Below are 11,961 nucleotides of genomic sequence, written 5' to 3'. Positions count from 1 at the left end.
TCCAACACAATTGAATGGTAAGATTCTGGCATATTTTCAGTGGGAGGCACGGTCATCAATGGCTGAACCATGGCAAACGGTTTTAGATTTTTGGTTTGGTCAACCTGATAGTCCAGACTTTGGCCAGGCCCGCAAAGAATGGTTCCGCAAAAGCCAGGCATTTGATCAGGCTGTTGCCGAAACCCTGGGGCCCCTATACCAACGGGCGATCGCCGAAGAATTTCACACCTGGAGCGGAGCACCCCAATCCTGTCTTGCATTGATTTTGCTCTTTGATCAAGTACCCCGTAATCTCTTTCGCGATGATCCCCAAGCATTTGCTAGCGATCCCCAGGCATTGGCCCTCACAAAACAGGCGATCGCCCAACAATTTGATCAAGCGTTGCTGCCAGTCCAACGGGTATTTCTTTATCTCCCCTTAGAACACAGCGAAAATCTCACGGATCAATCTCAATGTCTGGCCTTATTTCGCCAACTGGCGGCAACAACTGAAGTGGGCGACGATTTTTTAGACTATGCCCAGCGCCACTTTGACGTCATTGAACAATTTGGGCGTTTTCCCCACCGCAATCAAATCTTAGGCCGGGTCAGCACCCCTGCAGAATTAGCTTTTCTTGCCCTGCCAGGCTCTACTTTTTGAGCTTCGATTGTCACCACAGCCCTGCCATTTTTTATTGAAAAACGTAACCTTCAACCATGGATCAATTTGCCCTCTTCGACCAAGACCTCAGTCCCGACATCTTAGAACGCTACCTCAAATCCCAGGCGATCGCCGTTGATACCGAAACCATGGGCCTCAATCCCCACCGCGATCGCCTCTGCCTGGTGCAACTTTGTGACGACGACGGCTATGTCAGCGCAATCCGCATTGCCCGGGGTCAGACCGCCGCCCCGAACCTCAAAATCTTGATGGAAGCGCCCCAAATCACAAAAGCTTTCCACTTTGGTCGCTTTGATATTGCCCAACTGCGCCATACATTTGCCATTGAAACCCAGCCTTTTTTCTGCACAAAAATTGCCAGCAAGCTTGCCCGCACCTACACTTCAAGCCATGGTCTTAAGGCTCTGGTGAAAGAACTCATGGGCATTGAACTCGATAAATCTGCCCAAAGCTCTGACTGGGGTAATGTGGCGGCCCTCAGCGTTGAACAACTCAAATACGCATCTAATGATGTGCGCTATTTGATCCCCATGATGCACCAGCTAACGGCCATGCTCAAACGGGAAGAGCGCTGGGAACTCATGGAAGAATGTCTCCGCTGCCTCCCCACGTTTATTAGTCTAGATCTGGCTTTTTACGACAATGTATTTGAGCATTAAAAGACTAACTATTTACCTCAGCAGTGGCTTCTGGGGTTTTTACCGGTTCAATAATTCGACGAATTTCTGAGTAGAAAGCCGTTTGCAGTACCCCATTTTTCCCCGTCACAATATTGGTTCTGAGGCGGAGATTTTCATTGCCAAACCACTGCCGCTCAACAATTTCCACATCCCCAGCTTTTAGGGTCACGATAAGAATCTGATCTTCTCCCAGGTGGTACTGACCCCGGGCGAGGGCGCGCTGATCCAAGCTAAAAGCTTGCCCCTGGGTCGGTTGGTCAGGATTCACCACAAACGCAAATAGGGAACTCCCCGCAGCTTTTGGCTTCCCCCAATCCACGGAAGTATCCCAGCTACTCTGGAAGATATACCAATGTTCGTTGGGGGTTTGGGCGATCGCCGTAGCAAGACGGGCGACTTCTGGGTGGGCCAGGGGCAGGAGCTCAAAGGCCAGGTTTGCCTTGCCATTATCAGGGTCTGCGGTATTAGCTTGGTAGAACGTACGCTGGGCGAACCAGTTGCCCGCACTCTGATGGATAAAGGCGTTGATATCCATAAAAAAGTTACAAAAGGGTAAAGATCAGATTCGATCCATCATACTGGACTACCCCAAGGCAAACCAAGGCCGTCACTGATTAGAATAACCGCGATTATCTCGGGTGATTAACTGGGGTCGAAAAGCGTAGGGCTGGGTATTTAGGCTGCTCGTCAAGGTCACATCTAGATCCCGGTCGCTCTCAAAGGCAATGACTTCACCGTCTTTATTCCCACCGAGCAGCAATCCTCCGAGGGCTCCAAGACCGCCACCCAGAATGAGTTCACCAAATTCGATACGGCGGTTACCCGTAATTAGAGAAATAATCGCGGCGGCCCCAGCACCAATGGCTGCTCCTTCGAGGATATCGCCACTACTGGCTCCTTGGTTGATATTTTCAACGCGGTTATTAACATTAGATTCGGCGTAGATCCGTTGGACATCACCGTTCGCAAAGACTAGGTTTTCAGCCACAAACTGAGAACCCCCTTGGGCCGGGCGAATCTGGCCTTGGATCTGGGTACCATAGGGAATCAGGATTTGGTTGTTGCGATCGCGTAGGTTTGCCGCCACTTCCACCGTGACATCTAATGTTTCTTCCGAGGAAACTAAAATTCTCTCTGCATCGGGATAAATTACCGGAATTCTAGTGCCCTGGGCAATGGTCACTGTTTGATTTTGGTTCTGTCCCTGGGTAGTCGAATTGCCCGGAAAAAGCTGGGCCTGGGCAGGATTCAGCGCCGCAAAGGGGGCGATCGCCGTACCAAGTAACAGGGCGCTTAAACAAGTTAATGCACCTGTTTTCCTGGGAGACATAGGCGTGGTAGACATGACAAATACTCTTTTATTGATTGACATCGGGTGAATTTTGAGACGTTGGCGGGCTAGATTTTGTTTCCCACAGTCCTAAGGGGTCCCCCGCTATAATCAAGGGCATTCCCTCACCCGAAAACGCCCGAAAACTTGCCATGTTTGGACAATTTCAGCAGAGCAATATCCGCCTTGAGATCAAGGCATCCCGTCAAACTATTCGCGATAGTTTGACCCAACCGACCCAGCTAAAACAGTGGCTCTGGCGCGGCCAAAAAAATTTACCAGAGCAGCTCACAGTGGGTGCTCATTTTACGATTCATCTTGGTTTCGTGGCGATCGCCCACACCGTAGAGACCTGCCATGGTCATGGTTTACGATTTCTTTTAGGACAAGGCATCGACGGCTTCCAGGCTTGGTCTTGGGATGACGGTTGGCTCCAGTCTGAAATTGAGGGAATTTCTCTGTTACCGTTAAATCTGGGGCAGACGGCGATGCTACTGGGCTTACGCCGTTTTATCGAAACAAAGGAAGCCCAAAAATAAGAGTACTAAGTCAAACATTATCTGGAACATCTATGGAAAGGGGATTATTGTGGCTGCCCTTACTCGCCCTCTTTGTTGGCCTGGCTTGGGCAGGCTGGGCAGAATATCAAAAAATTGAGACCTATCAACGCTGGGCAGCGGATTTTGATCAAGCAAAATACGATCTCTATTCAGTGCTCGGTTATCGCAATGGTCAAATTACCTATGGAAAGGCGACTCGCCAGGGGGTGGTGCATCTCAAAACTGTGGCGATCGCCTCCCTGCAAAATATTTTTTTGCAGGTTGACCAAGAAGCTATCCATGATCTAAATACCCTTCCCTCTCGCGGGAAAGTTGTTCTAATTCTGGAAACGCGCACCCAAGAATCCCTTGCAATTCCTTTCACCCAGATTGATCTGGCAGCCAAGTGGGTGACTTATCTACGTAAATTTTTGGAGCTAGGCCTCTAGGTTATTGCTTTTTTGGGTGCGCAATCGCACAGAAGCACCATGGGAGGGCAACCCTTCGGCCTCAGCGAGGGTTTGAACTGCCCCCGAAATGCTCTGGAGTGCTTTGGCTGAATATTGAATAATACTTGAATGCTTCATAAAGGTTTCTACGCCTAGGGCGGAAGCATAGCGAGCGGCCCCAGCGGTCGGGAGAGTATGGTTCGGCCCCGCGAGATAGTCCCCCACTGCTTCTGGGGTAGAGTGACCGAGGAAAATTGCCCCGGCGTGGCGAATCAGAGGCAGTAATTCCCAGGGCTCCTCGATTTCTAGCTCCAGGTGCTCTGGGGCAAAAAGATTAGACAGCGCAGCGGCTTCTTCAAGGGAATCAACCACCACTGCTAGGCCATAGTGGGCGATCGCCTTCTCTGTTAACTCCTGGCGGGGGTGATTTTGTAATTGCGCCTCCACCTCAGCCTGCACCTGTTCCGCGAAGTACTGGTCTGGGGTGAGTAAAATCGCGGCGGCAAGGGGGTCATGTTCAGCCTGGGCCAACAAATCTGCCGCCACATGGGTCGGATTGGCGCTGTTGTCAGCGATCACGAGCACCTCCGATGGCCCAGCCAGGGAATCGATCCCGACCCGGCCGTAGACCATTTTTTTCGCCAGGGTGACAAAAATGTTCCCCGGCCCTGTGATCACATCTACCGCTGGAATGGTTTCTGTCCCATAGGCAAGGGCGGCGATCGCCTGGGCACCGCCGACTCGATAGATTTCTTCAATCCCCGCTTCCTGGGCTGCCACAAGCACGGCTGGATTGATTTTTAGATCAGGGCCTGGGGGGGTTACCATCACAATCTTAGGGACCCCCGCCACCTTCGCCGGAATCGCATTCATTAGCACCGTGCTTGGGTAAGAAGCTCGGCCCCCAGGCACATACAAACCCGCTCGATCAACGGGAGTATACCGTTTCCCCAAAACCACATCATTGGGGGCAAACTGCACCCAGGACTGGGGGATGCGCTGGCGATGGAAGGCTTCAATTTGCTGGCTGGCCAGTTGGATTGCCTCAAGGAGGGGGCGATCGATCTGCTGATATGCCGCGTCTAGTTCAGCGGCTGAAATCTTTAATTGGCTGGGGGTTAGGGTTTGGCCATCAAATTTCGCGGTCAGATCAACAAGGGCGAGATCTCCCTTTTCTTTCACCGCCGTCACAATCTCCTTGACCGCGGCCTCTTGGGTAAGAGCTACATCATGGGAGGTCCGACTGGCGATACGTTGTAACTCAGAGGGGGCATCGGTCTGCTGATAGAGAATGCGCAGCATAGAGAATTTCAATCACGTTTAGCTTAAAATCTTGTCCCATTCTACTGAATTTTCTGAACCAATGGCAGTGATAGTAAGCCGAGGCTTAGATTTCGTGGTAAAATTTTTTACTCTGAAATTTATTAATTCTCGAACTCCCAACCAGTCTAAAGTTTTACGATAGTCGATCTCAATGGGGCAACTTTTGCTACAATGGGATTTTTGATCATCTATATTTATTCTGTCCACCTAAACTAACTAAGACCACTGTGGCTAATATTAAATCTGCGCTTAAGCGTATCCAAACTGCTGAACGGAATCGTCTCCGTAACAAGTCCTACAAATCTGCAGTCAAGACCCTTTCTAAAAAGTGTCTCCAAGCCATCGAACAATATACTGCAGCTCCTTCCGCGGAAGCTCAGGTAGAAGCGCAGAAGTACCTTTCTGAAACCTACAGCAAAATTGACAAGGCTGTGAAGCGCGGCGTCTATCACCACAACACCGCAGCCCGGAAAAAAGCACGTTTGGCCAAGGAGTTCAAGCAGGCAACTGGACAGGTAGCGGCTTAGGGTAGGAGAGCGTTTTTTAGCTTTCTTTATTAGTTCTCTTTAGTTCGCTGATGGTTTGAAGGAGCCGCTGTCACTTTTACCATGCAACTTGTTGATACCCATGTGCACATTAACTTCGATGTTTTCCAAGAAGACATTGAGGCGATCGCCAGTCGCTGGCGTGCCGCGGGGGTGGCCCACCTCGTACATTCTTGTGTCGAGCCCAGAGAATTTGCTGCAATCCAAGCCCTGGCAGATCGATTTCCCGAGCTGCGGTTTTCTGTCGGTCTTCATCCCTTAGATGCAGACAAGTGGACAGAAACTATGGCGACAGAAATCAAAGCCTACGCCCAGAGCGATCCTCGCATTGTCGCCCTCGGGGAAATGGGGCTAGATTTTTTTAAGGCAAATAATCACCGACATCAAGAAAAGGTGCTCAGAAATCAACTTGCGATCGCTGCGGCCCTTGATCTGCCAGTCATTATCCACTGCCGTGAAGCAGCAGCTGAACTCAGGGCTATTCTCGAAGAATTCCAGGCAGCTCAGCAACCGATCCGTGGTGTGATGCATTGCTGGAGTGGTACTCCCGAAGAGACTGGTTGGTTTTTGGACTTGGGTTTTTTTGTCAGTTTCAGCGGAGTCGTCACGTTCAAAAATGCGGCACAAATTAAAGAGTCTGCCCGTTTAGTTCCCGATGACCGACTGCTGATTGAAACGGATTGCCCTTTCTTGGCCCCTGTTCCTAAACGGGGAAAACGGAACGAGCCAGCCTTCGTCCGCCATGTGGCAGAATACCTTGCTGAATTGCGGGAAACATCATTAGAAACCCTTGCTCACCAGACTACGGCCAATGCCTGCCAGTTGTTTAACCTCCATTGATCAATACTCTTTTTCTGTCGACGTTCTCTCTTTCCCGGGCTTTGTTCCGAGTGCTTGAGAAGGTCGTCTTGTGCTGTAAGCATGGTTATGCTGCACTGCCCTAGAAAAAGGTTATCTTTGCCCAAGCTGTGTTGCCTCAAAGGCGATCGCCTATCTGCCACCACACTATTGTCTCCCAGTTATCCCGACCCAAGATAATACCTATGACTCATATCACCCAAAGCCTGCTTCCCGATCTGATTGATATTCAACGGTCAAGCTTTCGCTGGTTCCTTGAAAAAGGGTTAATTGAGGAGCTCAACAGTTTCTCACCCATCACCGACTATACCGGAAAGTTAGAGCTGCACTTTATTGGGGAAAAATATCGCCTCAAAGAACCCAAGTACAGCATGAGCGAGGCGAAAAGTCGGGATAGCACCTACGGTGTTCAGATGTTTGTACCCACCAGGCTCATCAACAAAGAAACTGGTGAAATCAAAGAGCAGGAAGTGTTTATTGGCGATCTGCCTCTGATGACGGATCGGGGTACTTTTATTATCAACGGCGCAGAGCGCGTAATCGTCAACCAAATTGTGCGATCGCCTGGGGTATATTACAAATCCGAAGTCGATAAGCATGGGCGGCGTACTTATTCTGCATCCTTAATTCCGAACCGGGGCGCTTGGTTAAAGTTTGAAACCGACAAAAACAGCATTGTTTGGGTCAGAATTGACAAAACCCGAAAGCTTTCAGCCCAGGTACTCCTCAAAGCCATGGGCCTCTCTGATAGCGAGATTCTCGACGCCCTCCGCCATGCTGACTTTTACCAAAAAACCCTCGAAAAAGAAGGGAACCCCAGCGAAGAAGAAGCCTTGCTCGAGCTCTACCGGAAGCTGCGTCCCGGTGAGCCGCCCACGGTGACCGGTGGTCAGCAACTATTAGAATCGCGCTTCTTTGACAACAAGCGCTATGACCTGGGTAAAGTTGGCCGCTATAAGATCAATAAAAAGCTCCGACTTAATATTCCCGACACTGTTCGGGTGCTAACACCCACAGACATTCTTTCGGCGATCGACTACCTAATCAACCTCGAATTTGACACCGGGAACATCGATGATATCGATCACCTCGGTAACCGCCGTGTGCGTTCCGTTGGTGAACTACTCCAAAATCAGGTGCGAGTCGGTCTAAATCGCCTCGAGCGCATCATTCGTGAACGCATGACCGTCAGCGAAGCAGAAGCCCTCACCCCCGCCTCTTTGGTGAACCCGAAGCCCCTCGTGGCAGCGATTAAAGAATTCTTTGGTTCCTCGCAGCTCTCCCAGTTCATGGACCAAACCAACCCCCTCGCAGAGTTGACCCACAAGCGTCGCCTCTCGGCCCTTGGCCCCGGTGGTCTAACCCGCGAACGGGCAGGCTTTGCCGTGCGTGATATTCACCCGACCCAGTATGGTCGTATCTGCCCAGTCGAAACCCCAGAAGGTCCCAACGCAGGTCTAATCGGTTCTCTCGCTACTTATGCTCGGGTCAACGAATATGGTTTCATCGAAACCCCTTACTACAAAGTCGAAAACGGTAAAATTCTCTTCGACCAAGGTTCCGTTTATCTCACAGCTGGAGAAGAAGATGATTTGCGGGTTGCTCCTGGGGATGTGCCCCGGGACGAAGACGGCAATATCCTTGGGGAAACTGTTCCTGTCCGTTACCGCCGAGAATTTTCTACCACAACTCCAGAACAGGTAGATTATGTAGCTGTTTCGCCCCTGCAAATCGTGTCCGTTGCGACCTCTCTGATTCCTTTTTTGGAGCATGACGACGCTAACCGTGCTCTTATGGGGTCAAACATGCAGCGGCAAGCTGTACCTCTCCTTCGTCCGGAACGTCCCCTTGTCGGTACTGGTTTAGAAGCGCAAGCTGCCCGAGACTCCGGGATGGTTATCGTTTCCCGCTGTGATGGTGTTGTAACCTTTGTTGATGCTACCGTGATTCGTGTTCAACCCACTGGGGAAGGCACAGAAGACGCCGCTGAAATTGTCTATCCATTACAAAAATATCAACGCTCTAACCAAGATACCTGCCTCAATCAGCGTCCTCTTGTAGACATTGGAGAAGACGTGGTGGCGGGGCAGGTGTTGGCCGATGGCTCTGCCACGGAAGGAGGTGAAATCGCCCTTGGTCAAAACGTTACCGTCGCTTATATGCCCTGGGAAGGCTATAACTACGAGGATGCAATCCTAATCAGCGAGCGGCTCGTTTATGACGACGTCTACACCAGTATTCACATCGAAAAATTCGAGATTGAAGCCCGCCAGACGAAACTAGGCCCTGAAGAAATTACCCGTGAGATCCCCAACGTTGGGGAAGATGCCCTCCGTAACCTCGATGAACAGGGGATTATTCGCATTGGTGCTTGGGTCGAATCTGGAGATATTTTGGTTGGGAAAGTCACCCCCAAAGGGGAATCTGACCAGCCCCCTGAAGAAAAACTTCTCCGGGCAATCTTCGGTGAGAAGGCCAGAGATGTACGGGACAATTCCCTGCGAGTTCCCAATGGGGAGAAAGGCCGAGTTGTAGATGTGCGCGTCTTTACCCGTGAACAGGGCGATGAACTGCCCCCTGGTGCGAACATGGTTGTCCGTGTTTATGTTGCCCAAAAACGGAAGATCCAAGTGGGTGACAAGATGGCAGGTCGCCACGGGAATAAAGGGATTATCTCGCGGATCTTACCGATTGAGGATATGCCCTACCTCCCCGATGGTTCCCCTGTGGATATTGTCCTTAATCCCCTAGGTGTGCCGTCCCGGATGAACGTGGGTCAGGTTTTTGAATGTCTATTGGGTTGGGCCGGGGAACACCTTAATGCCCGCTTTAAGATGATGCCTTTTGATGAGATGCACGGTGCTGAGGCCTCTCGCGAAACAGTCCATGGCAAGATTCGAGAAGCAGCCCATAAGCCAGGGAAAGAGTGGGTCTTTAACGAAGCAGAACCTGGCAAAATTCAGGTCTATGATGGCCGTACCGGGGAGCCTTTTGACCGAGCTGTCACCGTCGGGAAAGCGTACATGCTGAAGTTAGTCCACTTGGTGGATGACAAGATCCATGCTCGTTCCACTGGCCCTTACTCCCTTGTGACTCAACAACCCCTTGGTGGTAAAGCCCAGCAGGGTGGTCAGCGATTTGGGGAAATGGAAGTTTGGGCCTTGGAAGCTTACGGGGCTGCCTACACTCTCCAGGAACTTCTGACGGTCAAATCAGATGATATGCAGGGACGGAACGAGGCTCTAAATGCAATTGTTAAGGGCAAACCGATTCCCCGTCCTGGCACACCAGAGTCTTTCAAGGTCTTGATGCGTGAGTTGCAATCCCTTGGCTTAGACATTGCTGTCCACAAGGTAGAGGCCGCTGATGATGGTACAAGTCGGGATGTAGAGGTTGATTTGATGATGGACAATCAGCGCCGCGCCCCCAATCGACCGACCTATGAATCCGTGACTGATGAGGAACAAGAAGATTTAGTCGAGGAAGCTGCGGACTAAGTCTTTTAAACAGGTGGTGGAGCCGATATATAGTCTGGGCTCCCCATCACCTCAATCTGGTCTAGACCCAATTTATTCGCTGAGTAGTTTAGAGAGCAGTTACGTCCATGAAAAGTCAACAAGAACAGCATTTTGATTACGTCAAAATTGGTATCGCTTCCCCGGAGCGGGTTCGCCAGTGGGGAGAGCGTACTTTGCCGAATGGCCAAACCGTTGGGGAAGTCACAAAACCGGAAACCATCAACTACCGGACGTTAAAGCCAGAAATGGATGGTTTGTTCTGTGAACGAATTTTTGGCCCGGCAAAGGACTGGGAATGTCACTGCGGTAAATATAAGCGTGTGCGCCATCGTGGCATTGTTTGTGAACGCTGCGGTGTGGAAGTAACTGAATCCCGCGTGCGTCGTCACCGGATGGGCTATATCAAACTGGCAGCTGCGGTTACCCATGTTTGGTATCTGAAAGGAATTCCGAGCTATCTCAGCATTTTGCTGGATATGGCATTGCGCGATGTGGAGCAAATTGTTTACTTCAACGCCTATGTGGTTCTCGATCCGGGTAATGCTACAAACCTGAGTTACAAGCAGCTTCTGACAGAAGATCAGTGGTTGGAAATTGAGGAACAGCTTTATAGCGAAGATTCTCAGCTTGAAGATGTTGAGGTTGGCATCGGGGCTGAGGCGATCGAGCGGTTGTTGCAGGAACTTGCCCTTGAAGAAATTGCAGAAGAACTCAGAGAAGGCATTGCCAACTCCAAAGGTCAAAAACGCGCCAAATTGATCAAACGTCTGCGGGTCATCGATAACTTCATCGCCACAGGCGCAAGACCTGAGTGGATGGTGTTGAACAGTATTCCCGTCATCCCGCCCGATTTGCGTCCCATGGTGCAGTTGGATGGGGGACGTTTTGCGACCTCTGATTTGAACGATCTCTACCGTCGCGTCATTAACCGAAATAACCGTCTTGCCCGTCTACAGGAAATCCTTGCTCCTGAAATCATCGTCCGTAACGAAAAACGGATGTTGCAAGAGGCAGTTGATGCGCTAATCGATAACGGTCGTCGTGGTCGGACTGTAGTGGGTGCGAATAATCGTCCCCTCAAATCCCTGTCGGACATTATCGAAGGGAAGCAGGGTCGTTTCCGTCAAAACCTTCTGGGTAAACGGGTTGACTACTCTGGCCGTTCTGTAATCGTTGTGGGTCCGAACCTCAAAATCTACCAGTGTGGTTTGCCCCGGGAGATGGCGATCGAGCTATTCCAGCCTTTTGTGATTCAACGCTTGATCAAGAGCACTATTGTTAGCAATATCAAGGCAGCGAAGAAGCTGATTCAGCGGGGAGATGAAAGTGTTTGGGATGTACTTGCCGAGGTTATTACGGGACACCCCGTGATGCTGAACCGGGCACCGACGCTCCACCGTCTAGGGATTCAGGCTTTTGAACCGATCTTGGTAGAAGGTCGGGCGATTCAACTCCACCCATTGGTTTGTCCGGCATTTAACGCTGACTTTGACGGTGACCAAATGGCAGTTCATGTGCCTCTATCTTTGGAAGCCCAAGCCGAAGCGCGTCTGTTGATGTTGGCTTGTCACAATATTCTTTCCCCAGCAACGGGTAAACCGATTGTGGCACCTTCCCAAGATATGGTCTTGGGTTGTTATTATCTAACGGCGGAAAACCCTGGGGCACAACGGGGTGCGGGACGCTATTTCAGCAATATGGACGATGCGTTACGGGCCTATGAGCAGGGAGATGTCGATCTTCATGCTTATGTTTGGCTCCGTTACCTTGGTGATGTTGAAACCCATGAGGCTGATGATAAGGTGCTTGAATCCCAGACCCTCGAAGATGGTTCTGTGCTGAAGGTTTACCGTGAGCGTAAGGTACGGGAAACGGCTGATGGAAAAATGATTAGTCAATTTATCCGCACCACCCCTGGCCGAATTATCTACAACAAGACGATTCAGAGTGCTCTGGATCTAACGGAGCGGGTGCTGCCGGAGGGGCTACCTGTTTAAACGATGCATGATGTGAGGGGAAGAGGCGATCGCCTCTTTACTCCTCTTTTGTTTTTAGTTA

The 11,961-nt window shown here is 50.7% G+C and carries 11 protein-coding genes; 8 read left to right on the top strand and 3 right to left on the bottom strand.

Features of this window, described 5'->3' with window-relative positions; all coding sequences use genetic code 11:
- Nucleotides 1-58: 58 nt before the first annotated feature.
- A complete protein-coding gene (locus ACZ45B_RS09350) occupies nucleotides 59-640 on the top strand; it encodes a DUF924 family protein (protein WP_024546589.1) in 582 nt (193 codons plus the stop codon).
- A 56-nt stretch (nucleotides 641-696) separates the two neighbouring features.
- Complete coding sequence (locus tag ACZ45B_RS09345; RefSeq protein WP_024546590.1) at nucleotides 697-1,320, top strand: ribonuclease H-like domain-containing protein; 624 nt, start codon at nucleotides 697-699, stop codon at nucleotides 1,318-1,320.
- Nucleotides 1,321-1,324: 4 nt separating this feature from the next.
- On the opposite strand, the gene ACZ45B_RS09340 is transcribed toward ACZ45B_RS09345, so the two are convergent.
- Both ACZ45B_RS09340 and ACZ45B_RS09335 read right to left on the bottom strand, forming a co-directional pair.
- Complete coding sequence (locus tag ACZ45B_RS09340) at nucleotides 1,325-1,876, bottom strand: phycobiliprotein lyase (RefSeq protein WP_024546591.1); 552 nt, start codon at nucleotides 1,874-1,876, stop codon at nucleotides 1,325-1,327.
- Nucleotides 1,877-1,948: 72 nt separating this feature from the next.
- Nucleotides 1,949-2,686: a hypothetical protein gene (locus ACZ45B_RS09335; RefSeq protein ID WP_024546592.1), complete on the bottom strand. Its 738-nt coding sequence runs from the start codon at nucleotides 2,684-2,686 to the stop codon at nucleotides 1,949-1,951.
- Nucleotides 2,687-2,823: 137 nt separating this feature from the next.
- Between ACZ45B_RS09335 and ACZ45B_RS09330 the strand changes: the two genes are divergently transcribed.
- Together ACZ45B_RS09330 and ACZ45B_RS09325 are read left to right on the top strand one after the other, a co-directional pair.
- Entirely contained in the window at nucleotides 2,824-3,210 is a 387-nt protein-coding gene (locus tag ACZ45B_RS09330; protein ID WP_024546593.1) for a hypothetical protein, read from the top strand.
- A 32-nt stretch (nucleotides 3,211-3,242) separates the two neighbouring features.
- The gene (locus ACZ45B_RS09325) at nucleotides 3,243-3,659 is read left to right on the top strand and encodes a hypothetical protein (RefSeq protein WP_024546594.1); all 417 of its coding nucleotides are present in this window, start codon (nucleotides 3,243-3,245) and stop codon (nucleotides 3,657-3,659) included.
- Here the strand turns inward: ACZ45B_RS09325 and hisD are convergent.
- Nucleotides 3,648-4,961, bottom strand: coding sequence for a histidinol dehydrogenase (gene hisD / locus ACZ45B_RS09320; RefSeq protein ID WP_024546595.1), 1,314 nt, complete (start codon nucleotides 4,959-4,961; stop codon nucleotides 3,648-3,650). The two genes, ACZ45B_RS09325 and hisD, sit on opposite strands and share 12 nt — an antisense overlap.
- 248 nt (nucleotides 4,962-5,209) lie before the next feature.
- Here hisD and rpsT point away from each other — a divergent pair, with 248 nt between their 5' ends.
- The 4 genes from rpsT to ACZ45B_RS09300 all read left to right on the top strand — a co-directional run bounded on the left by rpsT (nucleotide 5,210) and on the right by ACZ45B_RS09300 (nucleotide 11,900).
- Entirely contained in the window at nucleotides 5,210-5,509 is a 300-nt protein-coding gene (gene rpsT / locus ACZ45B_RS09315; protein ID WP_024546596.1) for a 30S ribosomal protein S20, read from the top strand.
- An 81-nt stretch (nucleotides 5,510-5,590) separates the two neighbouring features.
- Nucleotides 5,591-6,367: a TatD family hydrolase gene (locus ACZ45B_RS09310; protein WP_024546597.1), complete on the top strand. Its 777-nt coding sequence runs from the start codon at nucleotides 5,591-5,593 to the stop codon at nucleotides 6,365-6,367.
- Between the two features lie 203 nt (nucleotides 6,368-6,570).
- Nucleotides 6,571-9,882 (top strand): DNA-directed RNA polymerase subunit beta, encoded by a 3,312-nt coding sequence (gene rpoB, locus ACZ45B_RS09305; protein WP_024546598.1) that lies wholly within the window; start codon nucleotides 6,571-6,573, stop codon nucleotides 9,880-9,882.
- A 107-nt stretch (nucleotides 9,883-9,989) separates the two neighbouring features.
- Nucleotides 9,990-11,900: a DNA-directed RNA polymerase subunit gamma gene (locus ACZ45B_RS09300; RefSeq protein WP_024546599.1), complete on the top strand. Its 1,911-nt coding sequence runs from the start codon at nucleotides 9,990-9,992 to the stop codon at nucleotides 11,898-11,900.
- Nucleotides 11,901-11,961 lie beyond the last annotated feature (61 nt).

The organism is Picosynechococcus sp. NKBG15041c (assembly GCF_055380235.1).
This window is presented reverse-complemented; position numbering and strand designations above follow the sequence as displayed.